Source organism: Streptomyces sp. NPDC045899 (genome assembly GCF_056431485.1).
On sequence record NZ_JBWKKP010000002.1, the window covers coordinates 32,537 to 53,838 of the forward strand.

Annotated in this window: 18 protein-coding genes and 2 tRNA genes; 7 read left to right on the top strand and 13 right to left on the bottom strand. The window is 71.3% G+C overall.

Going from position 1 to position 21,302, the window contains the following annotated elements:
- The first annotated feature begins 157 nt into the window (after positions 1–157).
- Complete coding sequence (locus tag AC07FT_RS02655; RefSeq protein ID WP_254738733.1) at positions 158–550, top strand: CBS domain-containing protein; 393 nt, start codon at positions 158–160, stop codon at positions 548–550.
- Positions 551–634: 84 nt separating this feature from the next.
- Here AC07FT_RS02655 and AC07FT_RS02660 read toward each other — a convergent pair whose 3' ends face one another.
- Complete coding sequence (locus AC07FT_RS02660) at positions 635–2,101, bottom strand: catalase (RefSeq protein WP_479173433.1); 1,467 nt, start codon at positions 2,099–2,101, stop codon at positions 635–637.
- A 161-nt stretch (positions 2,102–2,262) separates the two neighbouring features.
- On the opposite strand from AC07FT_RS02660, the gene AC07FT_RS02665 reads away from it, so the two are divergent.
- Positions 2,263–2,679, top strand: coding sequence for a Fur family transcriptional regulator (locus AC07FT_RS02665; protein WP_471193895.1), 417 nt, complete (start codon positions 2,263–2,265; stop codon positions 2,677–2,679).
- A 93-nt stretch (positions 2,680–2,772) separates the two neighbouring features.
- On the opposite strand, the gene AC07FT_RS02670 is transcribed toward AC07FT_RS02665, so the two are convergent.
- The 4 genes from AC07FT_RS02670 to AC07FT_RS02685 form a co-directional block, all read right to left on the bottom strand.
- Positions 2,773–2,846: transfer RNA gene (locus AC07FT_RS02670), tRNA-Met, on the bottom strand.
- A gap of 167 nt (positions 2,847–3,013) precedes the next feature.
- Complete coding sequence (locus AC07FT_RS02675; protein WP_479173435.1) at positions 3,014–4,852, bottom strand: tetratricopeptide repeat protein; 1,839 nt, start codon at positions 4,850–4,852, stop codon at positions 3,014–3,016.
- Positions 4,853–5,033: 181 nt separating this feature from the next.
- A tRNA-Met gene (locus AC07FT_RS02680) sits at positions 5,034–5,107 on the bottom strand.
- Positions 5,108–5,175: 68 nt separating this feature from the next.
- Positions 5,176–8,133 (bottom strand): UPF0182 family membrane protein, encoded by a 2,958-nt coding sequence (locus AC07FT_RS02685; RefSeq protein ID WP_479173949.1) that lies wholly within the window; start codon positions 8,131–8,133, stop codon positions 5,176–5,178.
- A gap of 138 nt (positions 8,134–8,271) precedes the next feature.
- On the opposite strand from AC07FT_RS02685, the gene AC07FT_RS02690 reads away from it, so the two are divergent.
- The gene (locus AC07FT_RS02690) at positions 8,272–8,835 is read left to right on the top strand and encodes a PPA1309 family protein (RefSeq protein ID WP_479173437.1); all 564 of its coding nucleotides are present in this window, start codon (positions 8,272–8,274) and stop codon (positions 8,833–8,835) included.
- A gap of 76 nt (positions 8,836–8,911) precedes the next feature.
- Here the strand turns inward: AC07FT_RS02690 and AC07FT_RS02695 are convergent, their stop codons facing one another.
- From AC07FT_RS02695 to AC07FT_RS02710, 4 genes are all read right to left on the bottom strand, one after another.
- Positions 8,912–10,000: a YlbL family protein gene (locus tag AC07FT_RS02695; protein ID WP_479173439.1), complete on the bottom strand. Its 1,089-nt coding sequence runs from the start codon at positions 9,998–10,000 to the stop codon at positions 8,912–8,914.
- A gap of 62 nt (positions 10,001–10,062) precedes the next feature.
- Positions 10,063–10,242: a hypothetical protein gene (locus tag AC07FT_RS02700; RefSeq protein WP_479173441.1), complete on the bottom strand. Its 180-nt coding sequence runs from the start codon at positions 10,240–10,242 to the stop codon at positions 10,063–10,065.
- A gap of 218 nt (positions 10,243–10,460) precedes the next feature.
- Positions 10,461–10,931 (bottom strand): molybdenum cofactor biosynthesis protein MoaE, encoded by a 471-nt coding sequence (locus tag AC07FT_RS02705; RefSeq protein ID WP_479173951.1) that lies wholly within the window; start codon positions 10,929–10,931, stop codon positions 10,461–10,463.
- Positions 10,932–11,019: 88 nt separating this feature from the next.
- A complete protein-coding gene (locus tag AC07FT_RS02710) occupies positions 11,020–12,129 on the bottom strand; it encodes an NAD-dependent epimerase/dehydratase family protein (RefSeq protein WP_479173442.1) in 1,110 nt (369 codons plus the stop codon).
- Positions 12,130–12,320: 191 nt separating this feature from the next.
- Between AC07FT_RS02710 and AC07FT_RS02715 the strand changes: the two genes are divergently transcribed.
- Both AC07FT_RS02715 and AC07FT_RS02720 read left to right on the top strand, forming a co-directional pair.
- Positions 12,321–13,781, top strand: a complete 1,461-nt coding sequence (locus tag AC07FT_RS02715) for a zinc-dependent metalloprotease (protein ID WP_479173444.1) — start codon at positions 12,321–12,323, stop codon at positions 13,779–13,781.
- Positions 13,778–14,305 (top strand): NUDIX hydrolase, encoded by a 528-nt coding sequence (locus AC07FT_RS02720; protein WP_479173446.1) that lies wholly within the window; start codon positions 13,778–13,780, stop codon positions 14,303–14,305. The genes AC07FT_RS02715 and AC07FT_RS02720 overlap by 4 nt, the downstream gene beginning before the upstream one ends.
- A gap of 85 nt (positions 14,306–14,390) precedes the next feature.
- On the opposite strand, the gene AC07FT_RS02725 is transcribed toward AC07FT_RS02720, so the two are convergent.
- The 4 genes from AC07FT_RS02725 to AC07FT_RS02740 form a co-directional block, all read right to left on the bottom strand.
- Complete coding sequence (locus AC07FT_RS02725) at positions 14,391–15,146, bottom strand: AIM24 family protein (protein WP_471193909.1); 756 nt, start codon at positions 15,144–15,146, stop codon at positions 14,391–14,393.
- A 15-nt stretch (positions 15,147–15,161) separates the two neighbouring features.
- The gene (locus AC07FT_RS02730; RefSeq protein WP_471193911.1) at positions 15,162–15,845 is read right to left on the bottom strand and encodes an AIM24 family protein; all 684 of its coding nucleotides are present in this window, start codon (positions 15,843–15,845) and stop codon (positions 15,162–15,164) included.
- 11 nt (positions 15,846–15,856) lie between these two features.
- On the bottom strand, positions 15,857–17,584 hold the full coding sequence (locus AC07FT_RS02735; RefSeq protein ID WP_479173448.1) for a TerD family protein: 1,728 nt from the start codon (positions 17,582–17,584) through the stop codon (positions 15,857–15,859).
- Positions 17,585–17,709: 125 nt separating this feature from the next.
- Entirely contained in the window at positions 17,710–18,339 is a 630-nt protein-coding gene (locus tag AC07FT_RS02740) for a M48 metallopeptidase family protein (RefSeq protein WP_471193915.1), read from the bottom strand.
- 198 nt (positions 18,340–18,537) lie between these two features.
- On the opposite strand from AC07FT_RS02740, the gene AC07FT_RS02745 reads away from it, so the two are divergent.
- Positions 18,538–19,668 carry a ThiF family adenylyltransferase gene (locus AC07FT_RS02745; protein ID WP_479173450.1) on the top strand — a complete coding sequence of 377 codons (1,131 nt, stop codon included), beginning with the start codon at positions 18,538–18,540 and terminating at the stop codon, positions 19,666–19,668.
- A 73-nt stretch (positions 19,669–19,741) separates the two neighbouring features.
- The gene (locus AC07FT_RS02750; protein WP_479173452.1) at positions 19,742–21,295 is read left to right on the top strand and encodes an ABC1 kinase family protein; all 1,554 of its coding nucleotides are present in this window, start codon (positions 19,742–19,744) and stop codon (positions 21,293–21,295) included.
- The last annotated feature ends 7 nt before the right edge of the window (positions 21,296–21,302 follow it).

Here is a 21,302-nt window from a genome sequence, read left to right on the forward strand (position 1 = left end):
AGGAAGTGGTGAGTCCGCTTCCGCGCGCCCTTGTTGAGTCCGCCGAGGCATGTGAACATGAGAATCCAGGACCTTGTGAACTTGTGCATCCTTTCACAGGTGCCCTCCGGTGCCGGATTCCCGTGGATGCACCAAGGAGGTGGCTCCATCCATGCCCATGTACGTCCGTGACGCCATGAGCTCGGTGGTCCTCACCATCGGCCCCGCACACACACTCCGCCAGGCCGCCCGGCTGATGTCGGCCCGCCGGGTCGGATCGGCCGTCGTGCTCGATCCCGACACCAGTGGACTCGGCATCCTCACCGAGCGGGACATCCTCAACTCCCTGGGCGAGGGCCAGGATCCCGACCTCGAGACCGCGCACTCCCACACCACCGCGGACGTCGTCTTCGCGGCCCCCGGATGGACGCTGGACCAGGCGGCGCGCACGATGTCGCACGGCGGATTCCGCCACCTCATCGTGCTCGACGCGGGCGATCCGGTCGGGGTGGTCTCGGTGCGCGACATCATCCGCTGCTGGGCCCCGGTCCCGCAGCCCGCGATGGCCTGAGGCGCCGGACCGGCGCCCCCAGGGCACACGGAGAGGCCGGAGCCCCTTGGCGTCCGGCCTCTCCGGTTCTTACGGCAAGCGCCCTCAGCCGCGCAGGGCCTGGACCGCGGCCTCCAGCCGCTTGCCGTAGTCCGCGTCCGCCCTGCAGAAGTTCTCGATCGCCCGGTGCGCGATGTCATCGCGCGACACCCGCGCGATGAAGCCCGCGAGGTTGGCGATCAGACGCTCCTTCTCCTCGTCCGACATCAGCCGGTAGAGGTTGCCCGCCTGGACGAAGTCGTCGTCCTCGGCGTGCGAGGGAGCGGGGTGGTCACCGGTGCGGCCGGAGACCGTGACCGGCTGCCATAGCGGTCGGCCGGTCTCCGCCGGACCGCCGAAGCTGTTCGGCTCGTAGTTCTTGGCGCCCGCGTGACGGCCGTCGTACAGGAAGCCGTCCCGGCCGTGGGTGCGCGCCTCGGTGGCGTGCGGCCGGTTCACCGGCAGGTGGTCGGCGTTGATCCCGACGCGGTAGCGGTGGGCGTCGCCGTAGGCGAACAGCCGGCCCTGGAGCATCTTGTCCGGGGACGGGCCGATACCCGGCACCAGATGGGCGGGCGAGAAGATCGACTGCTCGACCTCGGCGAAGATGTTCCGCGGGTTGCGGTTGAGCTCCAGCGTGCCGATCTCGATCGGCGGGTAGTCCTCGTGCGGCCAGACCTTGGTCAGGTCGAACGGGTTGAACCGGTAGTCCGCCGCGTCCGCCGCCGGCATGATCTGCACCTGGACGGTCCAGCCGGGGAAGTCACCGCGTTCGATGGCCTCGCGCAGATCGCGCTGATGACTGTCGGGGTCCCTGCCCGCGATCACCTCGGCCTCTTCGGCGGTGAGGTTCCTGATGCCCTGGTCGGTCTTGAAGTGGTACTTGACCCAGAAGACCTCACCGGCGTCATTGGTCCACTGGTAGGTGTGCGAGCCGTAGCCGTTCATATGCCGGTAGGAGGCGGGGATACCGCGGTCGCCGAAGAGCCAGGTGACCTGGTGGGTGGACTCGGGCGAAAGACCCCAGAAGTCCCAGACGTTGTCCGCCTCCTGCGAGCCGGTGTACGGATCGCGCTTCTGGGTGTGGATGAAGTCGGGGAACTTGATGGCGTCCTTGATGAAGAACACCGGGGTGTTGTTCCCGACCAGGTCGTAGTTGCCCTCTTCGGTGTAGAACTTCAGCGCGAAACCGCGCGGGTCGCGCACCGCGTCCGCCGAGCCCAGGTTCCCGGCCACCGTGGAGAAGCGCAGGAACGTCTCGGTCTGCTTGCCGACCTCGGAGAGGAACGCCGCACGGGTGTAGGGCGTCACATCCGCGGTCACCGTGAAGGTGCCGTACGCACCGGCACCCCGCGCGTGGACGATCCGCTCCGGGATCCGCTCCCGGTTGAAGTGGGCCAGCTTCTCGATCAGGTGCTGGTCCTGGATCAGACCCGGACCACCGGCCCCCGCCGTCTCGCTGTTCTGGTTGTCCGCCACCGGAGCGCCGGATTCCGTGGTCAGCGGACCGCTGGTGTTGTCCTGGACCGTCACGTGCGCCTCCCGCGTACTCGCGTCCTGCCCCTCGATTCGGGGTGGACACCACCCTACATTGGACATTGTCTAAGTCAAGAACACATGGAGAGTGATACGCATTCCGGCCATGGACTGATCCGCTGCTACCCTTGTCCTTATCTGACTGATAGGTGAATGGCATGAGTGACCTGCTGGAACGGCTCCGGGGACGCGGCTGGCGGCTGACCGCCCAGCGGCGCGTCGTCGCCGAGGTCCTCGACGGGGACCATGTGCACTACACCGCCGACGAGGTGCACGCGCTGGCGGCCGACCGGCTGCCCGAGATCTCGCGCGCCACGGTGTACAACACCCTGGGCGAGCTCGTCTCGCTCGGCGAGGTGATCGAGGTGAGCACCGACGGCCGGGCCAAGCGCTACGACCCCAACGCCCACCACGCCCACCAGCACCTGGTGTGTGCGCGGTGCGGCACGATCCGCGATGTCCACCCCACCGGTGACCCGCTGGCCGACCTCCCCGCGGGGGAGCGCTTCGGGTTCGCCGTCTCCGACGTCGAGGTGACCTACCGCGGGCTCTGCCCGGACTGCGCGGCCGCCTGACGCCCGGCGGTCGCCTCCGGGCGCCCCGGAGGGCCTCGGACATGCGGACATGACGAAGGGCCCGGATCCTGGGATCCGGGCCCTTCGTTCTCGTAGCGGGGACAGGATTTGAACCTGCGACCTCTGGGTTATGAGCCCAGCGAGCTACCGAGCTGCTCCACCCCGCGTCGGTGTGAAGCAACCTTAACCCGCGGCCGTCGATCAGAGCAAACCGGTTACCCGCGCGCCACCAGGCCGCCACCCGACGGCCCGGGACACAGCCCCCGGAACCGCCCCCGACCTGGGCGGACGCCACGGACGCGGCCTGATCCACGAAGATCCAAACGACACGAACCTAGGCGGTGAGCTCCTGCTGGAGCGCGTCCCGCAGGCGCGCCGCACGCTCGGCGACCTCCGCGGGCCCCAGCTCGACCGCCCGCGCACACCACCGCTGGCCCTCGGCGAGCGCCCCGCGGCGGGCCGCCAGCAGCGCCAGCCGCAGCGCGGCCCGGCCGTGCCCGGCCCCGGCCGCGCGCGTCCACCACAGGGCGGCCTCCGGCTCGCTGCCCTCGCGGGCCAGGAGCAGCCCCAGGTTGAACGCGCCGTTGCTGCTGCCCGCCTCGGCGGCCATCCGGTACCAGCGCGCGGCCTCGACCACATCGCCCCGGGCGGCGGCCAGCATGCCGACCCGCACCTGGGCGCGGCGGTGGCCCTGGCGCGCCGCGCGCTCGTACCACTCCTCGTGCTCGGGCACGGGCCCGTCCTCGGTCGCCGGGGCGGGGAACCGCGTCCCGGACGAGGCGCCGAACCCGGTGCCGGTGGCCGTGGGGTCACCGCCGACCGCCGACCGGTCGAGCAGCGCGGCCAGCTGGAAGGCCGCCTCGGCGCTGCCGCCGCCCGCGGCGCAGCGCAGATGGCGCTCGGCGGCCTGGCCGTCGCCTTCCCGCAGCAGCGCGATGCCGACCTGGAGCGCGGCGTCGGTGTGCCCGGCCGCGGCGGCCCGCTCGTACCACTGCCGGGCCGCGCGCTCCTCCTCGCGGCCGGTGTGCAGGATCCCCAGGTTGAACGCGGCGTCGACGCTGCCCGCCTCGGCCGCCTTGGAGAACCACGGCTCGGCGCCCGCCGCGTCGCCCCGCTGGAGCAGCAGCACGGCGACCGCGTTGGCGGCCTCGCGGTGCCCGGCGTAGGCGGCGCGGCGGTACCACTGCTCGGCCTGGGCGGTACGGCCCTGCTCGGCGCAGAGCAGACCGAGGTTGTAGGCGCCGTTGATGTCGCCCGCGTCGAGCGCGGCGCGGTACCAGCGCTCGGCGGTCTGGGTCTCCCCTCGGTCGGCGTGCAGCGCGCCCAGCGCGTTCGCCGCGTTGCCGTCGCCGTCCTGGGCGGCGCGGTGCCACCAGACGGCGGCGCTGTCGGTGTCCCCCGCGTCGCGCAGCAGAAAGGCGAGCGCGCAGGCGGCGCGGGCCTCGCCGTCCTTGGCGGACGTCAGGTACCAGCGCCCCGCCTCCTGGGTCTCACCGCGCTTCTCCAGCAGGGTGCCCAGGTGCAGGGCGGCGCGCCGGTGGCCGCGCGCGGCGGCCTGCCGGTACCACTGCTCGGCCTCCGCCGGCTCGGCCTCGGTACCGGTGCGGCGCGGTTCGCCCTCGGCCGCGGCCTCGTCCTGCCGGCGGTCGAGAATACGGGCGAGCCGGTAGGCGGCCTCGCGGTGGCCGCGCTCGGCGGCCGTGCGGAACCAGCGCTCGGCCCCGATGTCGCCGCGGTGCTCCAGCAGATCGGCCAGCGCGTAGGCGCCCAGGGTGTGGCCTGATTCGGCGGACTGGCGCAGCCAGTACTCGGCAGCGGGCTCATCGCCGCGCTCGCGGTGGTGGCGGCCCAGGGCGTGGGCGGCCGCGGCGGATCCGGCGACGGCGGCGACGCGCCACCACCCGGCCGCCTCGTCCGCGTAACCGCGCTGGTGGAGCAGGACTCCGAGGTTGTTGGCGGCGGCGCGGTCCCCTTCGGCGGTGGCGGCCCGCAGAAACGGCTCCGCACCGTCCAGATCGCTACGGCGCAGGAGCAGCGCACCCAGTGCGCTCATCGCGGCGGTGTCGCCCGCTTCCGCGGCACGGCGGTGCCGGGTCTCTTCCTCGGCATCGTCATGCGTGTGCGCAAAACGCCCTGTCTCCAACAGACTGACCCTGTCCCCCATATATCCCATCGTGACATCACTCGTATCCGGCGTACACCTGGTATACCGCAGCCGAGGAGGTCACTTCGGCGTTTTGTCGACTTGCCCACAGAGAGACAACCCAAACGCTTGTATCCGAGTTCCCCGAGTGGACGCTCTCTGAACACACAACGAGGCCCGGATCCTTGTGGATCCGGGCCTCGTCTGTCAGTAGCGGGGACAGGATTTGAACCTGCGACCTCTGGGTTATGAGCCCAGCGAGCTACCGAGCTGCTCCACCCCGCGCCGTTGCACGATCACCGTATCACGGCGCGGGACTCGGTCACTCCACGGTTCTCCCAGGTGGGCGCGGGTCAACCGCCCTTGTTGTCAGCGCTCTGACTCTTGGGCTCGTTCTGCTTCCCGTCGTCCGCCTTGTTCTTCCCGGCCTTGTCCTCGGCCTTGGCGGCCCGGTCCAGGGCGTCCTTCAGATCGTCCTGGGCCCTGCCGTAGGCGTCCCAGTCCTGCGGCTCCTCCTGGAGCGCCTTCTGACCGGCGTCCCAGGCGTCCTGGGCGTCCTTCAGGGCGTCCTGGAGCGAGGGGTTGGAGCTCGCCGGGGGCTTCTCCCCGCCGCCGTCGTCATCGGACGGTGGCTTCTCCTCACCGTCACCGGACGATTCGCCGAACACCACGTTCAGCGCCTCGCCCAGACTGTCCTTGAAGACGGGTTCCTTGCCGTTGTAGGAGACGCCGACCTTCTTCAGCAGCGGGTAGTTGGCGCTGCCGCCTCGCGCGTACACCGGCTCGATGTACAGGAAGCCGCCGTTGAGCGGGACGGTGAGCAGATTGCCGTACTCGATGTCGGAGTCGGTGCCCCGCAGGTTGCGGACGAACTCCGCGACTTCCGCATTGCCGTTGAGCTTGCTCTGCACCTGTTGTGGCCCCGGTACGTCCCTGGTGACCTTCAGCAGTCTTATCGTGCCGTAGTCCTTGCTGTTGGCATCGGCGTCGATGGCCATGAAGGCACCGAGGTTGGGCCTGCCGTTGGGCGTGAAGGTGGTGGTCAGCGAGAACGTCTGGTTCTGCTGGCCGGGCATCTTCATGCTCAGGTAGTACGGCGGGACCGCGTTGCCCTCCTCGCGCTGGGTCGGGTCGTCCGGGACCTGCCAGGCGTCACTGCCGCTGTAGAACTGCTTGGCGTCGGTGACGTGGTAGCGGGTGAGCAGCTCGCGCTGGACCTTGAACAGGTCCTGCGGGTACCGCAGGTGCTCCATCAGCTTGGCGCTGATCTCGCTCTTCGGCTTGACCGTGCCCGGGAACGCCTTCTCCCAGGTCTTGAGCACCGGGTCCTTGGTGTCCCACTCGTAGAGGTCGACCGAGCCGTCATAGGCGTCCACGGTCGCCTTCACCGAGTTACGGATGTAGTTGACCTTGTTCTGCTGGGCGACCACCGAACGGTCGCCGTCGCTCAGCGAGTCGGCCGTGCTGTCGCCCAGGGTCGTGCGCGAGGCGTACGGATAGCCGTTGGTCGTGGTGTAGGCGTCCACTATCCACTTGATCCGGCCGTCGACCACCGCCGGATAGGCGTCACCGTCGATGGTGAGCCAGGGCGCGACCTTCTCGACGCGCTCCTTGGGCGTGCGGTTGTACAGGATCCGCGAACCCTCGCCGATGGCTCCCGAGTACAGGATCTGCGGCTCGCCGAACGCCACCGCATAGGCCGCGCGGTTGACCGGGTTGGAGAGGCTGACCCCGCTCTTGCCCTGGTAGCTGGTGGTCTTCTCGCCGTCGTCCTCGTAGTCGAGCTCCTTCTGGGGCCCGCCGACGATGGAGTACTGGTCGGTCTTCTCGCCGTAGTAGATCTGCTGGCGGTAGCTCTCCATCGAGCCCTGGGTGGGCAGACCGGCCTCGGTGAACGCCGGGGCGCCCTCCTGGTCCGCCTGCGGATCGGGGTTGGTGCCCTTGGCCGCCACCACACCGTAGCCATGGGTGTAGGTGAAGTGGTCGTTGATCCAGTTCCGCTTGGGGATGCCGTCGAGGTTGAGCTCGCGGACGCCGACGACGGTGTCCTGGTCCTTGCCGTCGGGACCCTTGTAGCGGTCGACGTCCAGGGTGGAGGGGAACTGGTAGTACTTCCGCTTCTGCTCCAGCTGCTGGAACGTCGGCGAGACGACGCTCGGGTCGATCAGCCGGTAGCTGGCGGTGGAGTCGGCGACCTGGCGCAGCTTGGCGCCCTTGGCGCCGCCCTTGTCGTCGGTCCTGCCCGAGTAGTCCGCCACCTTGGAGTCATCGATGCCGTACGCCTTGCGCGTGGCCTCGATGTTCTTCTGGATGTACGGCGCTTCCTTGGCCTGCTCGTTCGGCTGGACCTGGAACTTCTGCACGATCGCCGGATACAGCCCGCCGATCAGGACCGCCGAGAGCACCATCAGGCCGAAGCCGATCACCGGCAGCTGCCAGGTGCGCCGCCACAGGGTGGCGAAGAAGAGCAGCGCGCAGATGACCGCGATGCAGAACAGGATGGTCTTGGCGGGCAGATAGGCCTGGGCGTCCACATAGCGCAGCCCGGTCCAGTTGTCCGTGGCCTTGAAGTCGCTGGACTTCACCGCCAGGGCGTACCGGTCCAGCCAGTACGCGACGGCCTTGAGGGCGACGAACACCCCCAGCAGCACCGACAGATGGCCGGTGGCCGCGCCGGTCGCGCGGGCGCCCGGACTGGTGATCCGCAGCCCCCCGTAGAGGTAGTGCACCACGGCGGCGGCGATCAGGGAGAGCACCGTGGCCGCGAAGCCGAAGCTCAGCAGGAAGCGGTACCAGGGCAGGTCGAACGCGTAGAACGCGACGTCCTTGTGGAACTGGGGGTCCTTCTGGCCGAACGGCACCCCGTTGACCCACAGCAGCCAGATCCGCCACTGACCGGCCGCCGAGGCACCCGCGACCAGCCCGACCAGCGCGGTGACCGCGAGCAGCACCCACTTCTTGAACGGGGCGATGCCCATCCGGTAGCGGTCCAGGCTCTGCTGCTCCAGGGACATCGCGCTGAGCGGCGGCCGCAGCCGGTGCGCCAGCCAGATGTTGAGCCCCACGGCCACGGCCATCAGCGCGCCGAAGACCGCGAACAAGCCGATCTTGGTCTTCAGTGTGGTGCTGAAGACCGTGGAGTAATGAAGCGAGCGATACCAGAGCCAATCCGTCCAAAACCCGGCAAACATGACAAAGAGCATGACCAGCGCGGCCAGCACACCCAGGGTCATGAGCAGGGTCCGGACGCGCCGGGACGGTCGGCCGACTCTGATCCGCGGTCCCGTCGGGCCTCCGCCGCGGTCCGGCATCTGGAAAGCCAAGGTGCGCACCTCGAAGTTCGCTGTCGGTGTGATGCGGGCCCGGACACAGGAGGGCCCACCTGATGCAACTTACTCAGGCTTTACTCAGTTCCCGTTTCCGGGTCCGATCAGGGCACGATATGCACCATGTCCAACGCAACCCCCGGTAGCACCCCGATGGCCGCCAATCCGCTGACCCGAGCCGTGCTCGAGATCGACGAATACGCCTCCGGGCTCGGCTGGGACCAGCCCGCCCGGCTCTTCGCCCTGGTCGACACCGCCCGGCTGCGGGCCCAGGAGCCCGGTCTGGCCGCCCAGCTCGGCCTCGACGAGCAGGGCGGTGAGGCCCCCGCGCTCACCCCGATCGAGCAGGACGAGCTGCCCCCGCAGACACCGCTCGACGAGTTCCTCGCCACCATCGCCTGGCCCGACGCGGTCGTCGGCTGCGCCATGACCGTGGAGCGGCTGATGCTGCCGCCGTCCGCCGAGGAGGCCGTGCCGGAGAACCTGGACGAGGCCCGGCTGGCCTCCTGGGTGGCCGCCCACCCGGACCGCCAGGAGGTCCGGATGACGGTCGCGGTGCTGCGGGACGGCGGACGTGAGTCGGCCGTACGGCTGCGTGAGAAGGACTCCCCCACCGAGGTGCTGACCGGTGCGGGTCTGGTGCCGAGGCTCGCGGACGCGCTGAGCGCCACGTTCGCGACCGACTGACGGGCCGGCCGGCCGGCCAGGGACGGCGTACCGGGGCGGCGCCCCTCAGGGCGCCGTCTCGGCCCGCCGTGCGGGCTCAGCCCGTCGTGCAGGCCGGCAGACCGGCGGTGTCGCCCTTGCGGATCTTCTTCAGCGCGCCCAGCGCGTCATCGATGGTGTGCACCTTCACCAGCCGCAGTCCACCGGGGACGTCCTTGGCCGCGGCCGCGCAGTTCTCCTTGGGCGTGAGGAAGTAGCGCGCTCCGGCCTCGCGGGCGCCGATGGTCTTCATCTCGATCCCGCCGATCGGGCCGACCACGCCCTTCTCGTTGATGGTGCCGGTGCCCGCGATGAACTTCCCGCCGGTCAGGTCCCCGGGCGAGAGCCGGTCCACGATGCCGAGCGCGAACATCAGCCCGGCGCTCGGCCCGCCCACGTCGGCCAGCTTGATGTCGATCCGGAACGGGAAGGTGTAGTCGGCCATGGCCGTGATGCCCACGATGGCCCGGCCGTCCTTGGCCTTGGTGGTGGTCAGGGTGACGCGCTTCTGACCGGAGGGCTTCTTCCCGGCCTTCTCCGCCGCGGCGGCCGCCTTGGCCGGGATCACCGAGAAGACGGTCCGCTGACCGGGCTTGTGCTTGGTGACCAGCTTGGAGATGTCCTCGAACCCGCGCACCGCGGTACCGTCCACGGCCTTGATCACATCGCCCGCGTGCAGCTTGCCCTGGGCCGGGCTGCCCTTGCCCACGGTGCCGACGATCACCTGCGAGGAGACGGGCTTCTTCAGCGCCCTGAGGGCCGCGACCTTGGCGCTCTCCTGGGACTGGGTGAACTCCTCGGCGTTCTGCTGGTTCACCTCGTCCGGCGTCTTGTCGTCCGGGTAGAGGGTGTCGTGCGGAACCACCACGTCATCGTGGGCCAGCCAGCCGTAGACGGCTTCCACGAGGTTCATCCGGTACTCGGATCCGGTCACCCGGACCGTCGTCATGTTGAGGTGACCGCCGGTGGTCTCACAGCCCTTGTGGCCGGAGATCTGCAGCACGCACTCGCCGTTGTGCTCCCCCAGGGTGTTGTACGTGGGTCCCGGCGACATCTCCGCGTAGGGCACCGGGATCAACACACCGGCGCACAGCAGCGCGATCAGCATCAGGAGGGAAGCGAGCATCGTCGCGGTGCGGCGTGGCATGGAACGACAGTACGGGACGCGTCCCTCAGTCCACCCCCGGGGCCGTCCGTACGAGTGCGGGCTCAGGCGGCGTCCGAAGGGGAGTGCTGCCGCTCCATGGCTTCGCGGAACCTCGCGTACCCGGCCAGTTCTTCGACGTCTCCCCCGCTGGTCCGCTTGGCGGCGCGGGCGGCCATGCCGGCGTATATCGCCGCGGCTATCGCCGCGAGTACTGGAATGAGCAACCAGAGCAGTGCGCCCACAGCGGCCTCCCGTCCCCTCGTAGAACCGCGACCGGAACCGCGACTGACAGATGAGCAGATTAATCCTCCGCTCCGTCAACGCTCACGGCAGGGTGGGGGTTACGCAAGTGGAGTACACCCTTCCGCGCCCATGTCGGATCAGGGTCGCTGGTGCCCGCCGATCCGCCCCGCATGCCCCGCGGAGACCCCCCGGTGCCACCGGTCCGCGGACCGCCGGGTCACCCCGCCCCGACCCACTCCTCGGTGCCGTCGGCGAAGGTCTGGTGCTTCCAGATCGGCACCTCGCGCTTGAGGTCGTCGATCAGACGGCGGCAGGCCGCGAACGCCTCCGCGCGGTGCGGACAGGAGACGGCGACGACCACGGCCAGATCGCCGATCACCAGATCGCCGACCCGGTGCACCGCGGCCAGGGCGCGCACCGGGAAGTCGGCGACGACCTTCTCGGCCACCCGGCGCAGCTCGGCCTCGGCGGTGGGATGGGCGGAGTAGCCGAGGGCGCCGACCTCCACGCCCCCGTCGTGGTCGCGCACGGTGCCCACGAACAGAGCCGTGCCACCCGCCGCGGCGTCACCGACGGCCCCGAACACCTCGTCCACCGACAGCGGGGTGTCACGGACGGCGAGCAGACGGATGGGGTCGGCGGCCGCGAGTTCGCCGGAGTGATCGTACGTACGTGCCATGCCGTCCATCGTGCCGTACCGTCCCGTCATCATGGAATACCGGATCGCGGAAAGCGACTTCCGAATCACCCTCTGTGAGGGCCGCCGGGCTCGGCGGTCAGGCGCGGCGCCGCGCCTTGCGGGCGCGGCGCACGATCGCGGCGGTGCCCACCAGGGCCACGGTCGCGCCCGCGGCGCCGAGTGTCGTGGCGTCCTTGCGGCCCAGCCGCCGCCCGGCGACCGTATGGCGTCCGGCGACCTCCTCCAGCAGCTCGGCGAGGACCTCCTCGTTGGTCCACTGGGGCCGCCAGCCCGCCGCGTGCAGCCGGCTGCCGCTGACCGCCCAGGGGTGCATGGTGTACGCGAGGTCCCCGGCCGGGGACGGCGTCAGGCCCAGCCGGTGCAGCCGGGACGCGGCACCCAGGGCGACCGCCGACGGCAGCTCCATGCGCCGGATACCGGACAGCTCCTCGATCTCCTCCTGCTCCAGCCAGCCGTCGCAGCCGACCGCGAGCTCCCCCTCGACCTTCTCCAGGGCCGCGTACTCCAGCGCGCTGACCAGGTCTTCCACATGGCAGAACTGCCAGGTCGGGCGGGAGCCCGCGACCACCAGCAGCCGGGGCGACTCGAAGTAGCGGGTGAGGGCGGTGTCCGTGCCGCCGACCAGGATCGTGGGGCGCACCACGGTCACATTCAGCCCCGGATGCGCCCTCGGCGCGCGCTCCCCCAGCCGCTCGATCTCCAGCAGATCGCCGACACCGGTGGCCTCGGCGGTGGCCCGCAGCTCCGCGTCCTCGGCGAGCGGTACGTCGTTGTCGGCGAGCGCCCCGTAGACCATCGCGGAGGTGCAGAGCACCACCCGGCGCACCCCGGCGGCCGCGGCGGCCGTCAGCACGGTCTGGGTGCCGCGCACGTTGTACGCGGTACGGGCGGTGGCGTCCGTACCGAGGTCGAGATCGACGGCGAGATGGACCACCACGTCCGCACCGCGCAGTTTGTCGGCGATGGCCGGATCGCGGACGTCCAGCACGTGCCAGTGCGCCTCGCTCACCTCTCCGCGGCGCTCGTCGATGGCGAGCACCTGCTTGATCTCGTCGGACTCCGTGAGCCGCTGCGTGAGCAGGGCACCAGGTCCCGAAGCGGCTCCGGTGACCGCCACGACGGGGCGTCGTGCGGTGCGGGCCGTCTCGTTTCGCGCAGCGCGAACTTCTCGGTCTGGGGAACTCACCGGGCGTCTCCAGCGGTTGTCTTCAGTACGCAGCGCGTGCACGCGTACGTACCAGGTGACGTCCATCCTGCCGCAGGGCGGCGATCAGCGAAGCACCGAGCCCGTAAACCGGCGAGGTGTCTAGGCTGGGTGGTGATGTCGGGCATCCGCCGCCGGCCCGGGGCCGGTGGCCCAACGAGCCGAGGAAACCCGTGAGTGACACCCCATTCGGATTCGGCCTTCCGCCGGAGGAGCCGGAGGACGGCGACGACGGCAAGAGGAAGGGCGGCCAGGGCGGCGATCAGGGCCCCGCGAATCCCTTCGGGTTCGGCGGCGGCACGGGCGGCGCGGAGAATCCGTTCGCCGCGATGTTCGGCTCGCTGAACCCCAATGACCTGGGCGCCGCGTTCCAGCAGCTCGGGCAGATGCTCTCGTACGAGGGCGGTCCGGTGAACTGGGACATGGCCAAGGACATCGCGCGGCAGACCGTCGCGCGCGGCACCGCCGACGGCACCAAGGACGAGAGCGTCGGCCCGGCCGACCGCGATGCGGTCCAGGAGGCGGTCCGGCTGGCCGACCTGTGGCTGGACGGCGTCACCTCACTGCCCTCGGGCTCCGGCACCGCCGTGGCGTGGAGCCGCGCGGAATGGGTCGAGGCGACCCTTCCGGTCTGGCGCGATCTTGTCGATCCGGTCGCCGAGCGGGTCGGTGCCGCCATGGGCGATGTGCTCCCCGAGGAGATGCAGGCCATGGCCGGCCCGCTGCTGGGGATGATGCGCTCCATGGGTGGCGCCATGTTCGGCACCCAGATCGGCCAGGCCCTGGGCGTGCTGGCCGGTGAGGTGGTCGGCTCGACCGATGTCGGGCTGCCGCTCGGCCCGGCGGGCAAGGCCGCGCTCCTCCCGGTGAACATCGCCGCACTCGGCTCCGGCCTCGGCGTCCCCAAGGAGGAGGTGCGGCTCTACCTGGCGCTGCGCGAGGCCGCCCACCAGCGACTCTTCTCGCATGTACCGTGGCTGCGCTCACATCTGTTCGGTGCCGTGGAGGGGTACGCCCGCGGGATCAAGGTGGACACCGCCAAGCTGGAGGACGCGGTCGGCCAGCTCGACCCCACTCACCCCGAGCAGCTCCAGGAAGCGCTCCAGCAGGGCATGTTCCAGCCGGAGGACACCCCCGAGCAGAAGGCCGCGCTGGCCCGTCTGGAGACGGCGCTGGCGCTCGTGGAGGGCTGGGTGGACGCCGTGGTCCACGCCGCCGCCGCGCCCCATCTGCCGTCGGCCGACGCGCTGCGCGAGACGCTGCGGCGGCGCCGGGCGAGCGGCGGGCCCGCCGAGCAGACCTTCGCCACCCTGATCGGTCTGGAACTGCGGCCCCGGCGGCTGCGGGACGCCTCCCGGCTGTGGGCCTCGCTCACCGACGCCCGCGGTATGGAGGGGCGCGACGGGCTGTGGGAGCACCCTGACATGCTGCCGACCGCCGAGGACCTCGACGACCCGGACGGCTTCGTCCACCGCGAACAGCTGGACTTCTCCGAGCTGGACAAGATGCTCGGCGAGGCGGCGGGCGGTGCCGAGCGGCCCGGCGGCGCGACCGGCGAGGGCGACAAGGGCGGCCCGGCCGCCGAGGAGCCCGGGAACGGCCCGGACGAGCGGCGGGACGACAGCGGCGCGTGAATCTCCACAAGGACGCGGCGCGGGTCCTCGAAGGGTGGTCCGCGCCGGACGCCGGCCAGGAGCGGCTGCGGCTGGCCTACGGCGACCATCTGGCCGCCCATCCGGACGGGATGTGGAAGGCGTGCCGGGACGGGCACATCACCGCGAGCACCCTGGTGATCGACCCGTCCGGGGAGCGCGTACTGCTCACCCTGCACCGGAAGTTGCGGATGTGGCTGCAGATGGGCGGCCACTGCGAACCGGGCGACGCCACCCTGGCGGACGCGGCGCTGCGCGAGGCCACCGAGGAGTCCGGGATCACCGGGCTGACGCTGCTGCCGGGCGGCCCGGTGCGGCTGGACCGTCATCACACCCCGTGCGCCTGGCATCTGGACGTGCAGTACGCGGCGCTGGCCCCGCGCGGCGCCATGGCCGCGATCAGCGATGAGTCACTGGACCTGCGCTGGTTCGGCTACGACGAGGTGGCGGAGGTCGCCGATGAATCGGTGCGGCTGCTGGTGGACCGCACCCGCGCGGTGCTCTGACCGCCGGACGCGCGGATACCCGACGCGGACGAAGCGGCCGCGGCCCCGAGGGGCCGCGGCCGCGTGACGTCGCGAAGGACCGTCGTCAGTTGCCGAAGATGTTGCCCTGGTTCTGGCCCCGGGCGCCCTGCTGGCCCATCCCGAACTGGGCGGCCATCCCCCCGCCGACCACCGCGTTCTGCGGCGGCAGCAGTTCGCTGGGCTGCACCAGGGCATACCCCTGGCCGAGGAAGCTGAGCTCCCAGCCCTCGCCCGTGTTGCCGCGCCGCCGCCACACACCCGAGGAGTGGGTCTGCGCCTGCATCTGGACGCGCAGCGAACTGGACCAGGCGACGATGGCGTCCGCGTCGACGTTGACGTACTTATCCGGCGTGACCTGGAGCATCAGCGGCTGGCCGGAGGTCATCAGCGCGACCTTGCCCCGCCCGGAGATGTTGAGGTTGTACTTGCCGGAACCGGAGATCCCGTACTGGCTGTCCACCGCGATGGTCTCCCAGTGCAGCGTGGAGTCCAGCGCGAGGACATAGGCGCTGTCGACCGTCAGCCCCTCGCCCTCCACGTCCACCACATGGACGTACTGGGCGAGGTTGGCGAGGTAGACGGTGCCCTGTCCGGAGCAGCGCATCAGGTCCAGACCCTCGCCGACCGTACGGGAGCGGCGCTGGCCCGGCGTCTGGTACTCGCCGTCGAACTCGATCAGCCCCTGGTAGGCGACCATGCTGCCCTTACGGGCGAGCACGTCCTCGTGGCCGGTCAGGGCGACCCGCAGCATATGCGGGTTCTGGAGCGCGTAGCGGTCCTGGGTCTGGGCCTCGGTGAAGGCGAAGAGCGGGCTCTGCATCTGTCTCTCTCCCCCTCAGCCCCGTGCCCGGAGCCGGTCGGTGCTGTCCTCACTGGGCTGTACGACGACGAAGCCCTGCCCGGAGAAGCCGAGCTGGTACGCCTCACCGCTGCCCCGGCCGATCAGGGAGGACGCCTTGAAGCTGCGCTTGCCCTTGACCTTGAGCCCGGTGGACCAGGCGACGAGCGCGTCCGGGTCCACGTAGGTCTCGTCATCGCCGCGGCCGCAGTCGACGACGATGGGGGTGCCGCGGGAGGTCAGCGCGACCCAGCCGGTGCCGGACACACCCACGTTGAACAGGCCCTGTCCGGCGAACTTGGCGATGCCCTTGACCCGCTCGACCCCCCACTGGAGATGGGCGTCGAAGGCGAGCAGATTGGTGCCGTTGACCGAGAGCGAGTCGCCGTTGAGGTTGATGCAGACGACGTTCGCCCCGTAGTCGGCGAGGTAGAGCAGTCCGTCGCCGCTGCACCGCATCAGCGGGGCGCCTTCGCCGGTCAGCCATTGGGAGGCCATCTGGCGCACGGCGGGCGGGTTGGGCTCGTACTGGACGAAACCCTCGTACGCGACCATCGAGCCGGTGCGGGCGAAGAGGTCCTGGCCGCTCTGCATGGCGACCTTGAGCATGCTGGCGCCGTGGTTCTCCATACGGGCGGCGACCGGCGCGGGGGCATAGCCCGTGATCAGTTGCTGGTCCATGTCGGTTGCCTTCAGACCTCGTAGGGCTGGACGACGATGAAGTTGCCGGGCGCACCGCGGAACTGGAGGTTCACGGTCTCCCCGCTGTGGCCGGGGTAGGCGGCCCGGCGCAGCCGCACCTGGCTGGAGATGATCACCTGCGAACCGGCGGACCACGCCACGATGGCGTTGCTGTCGGCGAAGGTCGTCGGGGTGACCGGGAGGACGACCGGAGTGCCCTCGGTCTTCACGATGACGGTGCCGGTGCCCTGGAACTGCATGGTGAACAGCGCGCCGCCGGGGATGCCGTGGCCCTCGATCCTGCGGACCTCGTGCTGGAGCGACTCGTCGAAGGCGAGCACGCTCTCGGCGGAGACGCAGATCGCGTCGCCCTGGAGCTCGATCGGGTGGAGCTCGGCCGCGTTCTCGGCGAGGAAGACCTGCCCCTGGCCGGTGCAGCGCATCAGCTGCATCTCCTGGCCGGTCGCGTTGCCGACGATACGGCCGCGGAACCCGGCGCCCTTGTAGCTGAATTCGACCTTGCCCTGGTAGAGCACCATGGTGCCCTGCCGGGCCAGCACCGGCTGACCGCCGACCCCCAGGTCGACCCGCATCAGCCGCGGGTTCTGCGGGGTCCAGCGCTGTCCGGTGGGTGCCTCGCGGTACTGGGCCAGCGCGGCCTGGACACCGGGGGCGCCGCCCTGGCCCTGCGGAACGCCCTGGGGGGCACCCTGCGGCTGACCGTAGGGCTGGCCCGGACCCGGCTGACCGGGGTACGGCTGCGCCGGGGGCTGGCCGTAGGGGGCGGGGGCGGGCGGTGCCTGGCCCGGTACCTGGCCGCCGAACGGCGGCTGCTGCCCCGGGAACTGTCCCGGCGGACCGGGCGGGGGCACCGGGCCGGGAGGCGGTGTCTGTCCGGGCGGCGCGAGCGGCGCGGCGATGGTGGGCGCCCCGTGCATCTGCGGCGAACCGGCCGCGGGCTGCGGGGGCGTGGCCTGCGGCGGGGTGTGCTGTGCCGCGGGCACGGGCTGCGGCGGCGCCTGGGGCGCCGGCTGCGGGGGCATGGCCTGGGGAGGCGTGCCCTGCGGTGCGCCGAAGGCGGGGGCGGGCTGCGGCGGCTGCGGGGCGGGCTGGCCGCCTCCGGGGGGCGCGAAGCCCGGGGCCGCGGCGGCGCCTCCGGGCGGCGCGAAGCCGGGCGCACCGCCCTGGGCGGGCGCGGGGGCGGGCTCCTCCTCGGCCACCTCTCCGCCGAAGTTCTTGAGCAGCGCGTCGAGTCCGCCATCGAAGCCCTGGCCGACGGCGGCGAACCGCCAGACGTCCTTGAGGTAGAAGTCGCCCAGCATCACCGCGCGCTCGGTGCTGAACTCCGCGCCGGAGAAGGAGTACCGGGCCACCTCCTCGCCACCCGCGACGATCCGGAGGTAGCCGGAGGCGATCTGCGACATCTGGCCCGCGCCGTCGATGGTCGCCGTGAAGGCGAGCTTCTGGATGGCGGACGGGATGGAGTCGAGGGTGACGCGGAAGGACTCGGTGTCACCGGCCTGGGCCCCGAGCTGCTGAATCGCTTCCTCGGGGGATTTGGGCTGGTTGAAGAAGATGAAGTAGCGGTCGTCCGACAGCCGCTCGTCGGCGTCGAGACCGAAGCAGCTGATGTCGAACGTCAGGCCGGGCCCGGCGATCTGCACACCGATGTACAGATCCCTCCCGGCCGTCAGATCACTGATCTTGGCCTTGTGGCCGCGCTGGAATTCCCTGGCCATACGTAACCGCCCGTCCCCCATCCCGAAACCGGTGAGTGCCTGCGCGCCAGGCTAACCGCTGCCGCCGACTATGAGCGACGCCGGGGAAGAGAGGTCCGGTTCCCCAGTGAAATTCGTTGCCTTCTTCAGGCCCGTTCGCCACCGGGCCCGGACAGGTGCGGCAGCCGTCCGGCGGCCACCACGCCCTCGAGATAGCCGCGCGCCCGCTCGGTCCGCGGATACGCCTCCAGCAACTGCCAGAACCGCGGCCCGTGACCGGGCACCAGGAGATGGGCCAGTTCGTGGAGGAGGACGTAGTCCACCACGTACTCGGGCATGCCCTGGAGCCGGTGGGAGAGCCGGATGCTGCCCTCGGCCGGGGTGCACGAGCCCCAGCGGGTGTTCTGGTTGGTCACCCAGCGGACGGAGGCGGGCCGGGCCCGGCTCCCGAGGTACTGCTCGGACAGCAGCTCGGCGCGGGCGGCCAGTTCCGCGTCGCCCAGTATCCGCTTGCTCTCCTGCGCCGCCAGTTTGTCGAGCATCACCGTCACCCAGCGGCGCTCCTCCGCCTCCGACATCCGGGCGGGGATGAGGACGACGGTGCGGTCGCCCTCTCGGTACGCGGAGACCGTCCTGCGGCGCCGGGTGCTCCGGCGGACCTCGACCGCGCTCGCGGTCGTGCCGCGGTCCGGCGGGCTCGGCACGGTGCGCGGGGCCCCGGCGGCGCTGTGCGCGGAAGGCTCCCCGGCGAAGCGAGGGGAAGGGTCGGCGGGCACGCCCCGACGTTACCCGCTGGCGCGCGGGGAAGCCCCACCCCTCACCGGGTGGCGGAACGAACCACTCCAGCGTGTGCACGGCTTGTACGACTATTGCCGCCGCCTGTGGACAGCGGTCGGCGCGGTCGGTGGCGGTCCTCGCATGCTGGGGTCAGTTCGGAGGACCGCGTCACGGCGGACCGATGGGGGGAAACGGGGATGCGTTCGCCACATCCGATGCTCAAGCCCGCGCTGCGGCGCGCCTGGCGGAGCCGGGACACGGTGCAGTTCGGGGTGGCGGCTGCCCATGCGGTGGTGCTGGGCCCGCTGGACACGGCGACCGGCAGCTTTCTGGAGCTGCTCGACGGCACCCGCGGGCTGCCGCTGTTACGCCAGGAAGCCCAGACCCTCGGGCTGCCGGAAGGGCGGGCCGATGCGGTGGTGGAGCGGCTGGCCGCGGCCGGGCTGCTGGAGGAATGGAGGGACGGCGGGGAGCCCGCCGCGGCCGTGGACCGGCTGCGGCCGGACGCCGCGGCGCTGTCGGTGCTGCACCGGCAGCCGGGAGCGGCGGCGCGGCTGCTCGCGGCGCGGCGGGCCACCCGGGTGCAGGTGAGGGGCGCGGGGCGGGTCGGTGCCACGGTCGCGGCCGCGCTGTCCGCCTCGGGGGTCGGGCTGATCGATGTGGTGGACGGCGGCTGTGTCGAGCCCTGGGACCTCGCACCCGGCGGACTGTCGGCCGAGCAGATCGGGGAGCGTCGGGAGGTGGCCGCGCGGCGGCTGGTGCGGCGCTGCGCTCCGGGTCCCCGGCCAAGACGTCCGGCCAGGGACCCGGTGCCGTCGAATGAACCCGGGCTGGCCCTGGTGGTGATCGCTCCACGCGACGGCCTGGGGGCCTACGCCCCGGATCCGGCCCCGGCCGAGCCACTGCTGGCGGCGGGGATCCCCCATCTCTACGCGGGGGTGCTGGAGGCCACCGGCGTGGTGGGACCTCTGGTGCTGCCGGGGGCCACCCCCTGTGCCGGATGTCTCGCGGCGGGCCGTGCGGAGGAGGAGCCCGCCTGGCCCCGGATGCTCGCGCAGTGGCGGTCCGGCCGCCGCCGGTCCGCGCCCGCCTGTGACACGGCGCTGGCCGCGATGGTCGCCGGGGTCACCGTCGCGCAGGCACTGGCCTTCCTCGACGGGCGGGCCTCACCGGTCGCGGGTGCCCGCTGGGAGTTGGCGCTGCCCGCGCTCACCGGGGAGGTGCGGGCGCTCGAAGGGCATCCCGGATGCGCGTGCGGAGCGGCCGGACGGCAGGATGCGGTATATGCCTCGGCCATGGAGGCGCGGCACGCGACAATGGCCGGGTGACCGACGTCCACGAGTGGGCGACGGGGGTCCGGGGGGCCTCCCCGGGATGGCTCAGCTGTAGTTGGAGGGGCGCATGTCCGATCTGCCGCGCAAGGCGATCACCCGAACCGCCAAACTCGCGGCGCTGCCCTTGGGATTCGCGGGGCGCGCCACATGGGGGCTCGGGAAGCGGATAGGCGGGCGACCGGCGGAGATGGTCGCGCGTGAGGTCCAGCAGCGTACCGCCGAGCAGATGTTCAAGGTGCTCGGTGAGCTCAAGGGCGGGGCCATGAAGCTGGGCCAGGCGATGTCGGTCTTCGAATCGGCGCTTCCCGAAGAGATCGCCAGGCCGTACCGGGCGGCTCTGACCAAGCTCCAGGAGGCGGCGCCGCCCATGCCCACGCGCACGGTCCACGCCCAGCTGGCCGAGCGGCTGGGGGCGGACTGGCCGGAGCTGTTCCAGGAGTTCGAGGACAAGCCGTCGGCGGCGGCCTCGATCGGCCAGGTGCACCGTGCGGTCTGGCACGACGGGCGCGCGGTGGCGGTCAAGGTGCAGTATCCGGGGGCGGGCGAGGCCCTGCTGTCGGACCTCGGTCAGCTGAGCAGGTTCGCCCGGGTGCTGGGCCCCCTGGTGCCGGGGCTAGACCTCAAGCCGCTGATCGCGGAGTTGCGGGACCGGGTGGCCGAGGAGCTGGACTACGAGCTGGAGGCCGAGTCCCAGCGGGCCCATGCCGAGGAGTACGCGGAGGACTCGGAGATCGTGGTGCCCGAAGTGGTGCACCAGTGCGACCAGGTACTGATCACCGAGTGGATGGAGGGGATACCGCTCTCCGAGGTCATAGCGGAGGGCAGCACCGAGCAGCGGGACCGGGCCGGGCAGCTGCTGGCGCGCTTCCTCTTCTCGGGCGCGTCCCGCACCGGGCTGCTGCACGCCGATCCGCACCCGGGGAACTTCCGGCTGCTGACCGGTGACGCCCCGGACGGACCACCGGAGCGGTGGAAGCTGGGCGTGCTGGACTTCGGCTCGGTGAACCGGCTGCCCGGGGGGCTGCCCACTCCCATCGGTGTCGCGCTGCGGATGGCGCTGGAGGGTGACGCCAAGAGCGTCTACGCGCTGATGCGCGAGGAGGGGTTCTTCAAGCCCACGATCGATGTGGACCCGGAGGCTCTCCTGGACTTCCTGCTGCCGATGCTGGAACCGGCACAGGCCGACAGCTTCCTCTTCGACCGGAAGTGGATACGCGGACAGGCGGCACGGGTGGCCGACCGGCGTTCGCCCGTCTATGAGCTGGGCAATCAGCTCAACCTGCCCCCGTCGTATCTGCTGATCCACCGGGTCACGCTGAGCACGATCGGAGTGCTGTGCCAGCTGGGTGCGACGGTGCGGCTGCGGGACGAACTGGAGGCATGGGTTCCAGGCTTCGCCGCCGACCCGGAAGAGGCGGAGGTGGATGCCTCGGTGGAGGCGGACGCCTCGGCCGAGGCCGCGGAAGATGACCTGGAGACCCCGGACGAGCTGGACGGGACGGACAAGGCGGAGGCTCTCCGGGACGACGCTGCCGAGGGCACGGCGGCGGATGCCGCCACCGAGGACACGGCCGAGGCTGTGGGCGCGGCGGAGCCCGGGGCGGCGAAGCGTCTGGTGTGAGGCGACC

Coding starts and splice junctions, on each gene's coding strand:
- AC07FT_RS02690 (WP_479173437.1), top strand. CDS start 8,272: ATGTCCAACGCAACCCCCGGTAGCACCCCGATGGCCGCCAATCCGCTG.
- AC07FT_RS02745 (WP_479173450.1), top strand. CDS start 18,538: ATGCGTTCGCCACATCCGATGCTCAAGCCCGCGCTGCGGCGCGCCTGG.
- AC07FT_RS02695 (WP_479173439.1), bottom strand. CDS start 10,000: ATGCCACGCCGCACCGCGACGATGCTCGCTTCCCTCCTGATGCTGATC.
- AC07FT_RS02705 (WP_479173951.1), bottom strand. CDS start 10,931: ATGGACGGCATGGCACGTACGTACGATCACTCCGGCGAACTCGCGGCC.
- AC07FT_RS02735 (WP_479173448.1), bottom strand. CDS start 17,584: ATGGCCAGGGAATTCCAGCGCGGCCACAAGGCCAAGATCAGTGATCTG.
- AC07FT_RS02655 (WP_254738733.1), top strand. CDS start 158: ATGTACGTCCGTGACGCCATGAGCTCGGTGGTCCTCACCATCGGCCCC.
- AC07FT_RS02725 (WP_471193909.1), bottom strand. CDS start 15,146: ATGCAGAGCCCGCTCTTCGCCTTCACCGAGGCCCAGACCCAGGACCGC.
- AC07FT_RS02750 (WP_479173452.1), top strand. CDS start 19,742: ATGTCCGATCTGCCGCGCAAGGCGATCACCCGAACCGCCAAACTCGCG.
- AC07FT_RS02665 (WP_471193895.1), top strand. CDS start 2,263: ATGAGTGACCTGCTGGAACGGCTCCGGGGACGCGGCTGGCGGCTGACC.
- AC07FT_RS02685 (WP_479173949.1), bottom strand. CDS start 8,133: ATGCCGGACCGCGGCGGAGGCCCGACGGGACCGCGGATCAGAGTCGGC.
- AC07FT_RS02730 (WP_471193911.1), bottom strand. CDS start 15,845: ATGGACCAGCAACTGATCACGGGCTATGCCCCCGCGCCGGTCGCCGCC.
- AC07FT_RS02675 (WP_479173435.1), bottom strand. CDS start 4,852: ATGGGATATATGGGGGACAGGGTCAGTCTGTTGGAGACAGGGCGTTTT.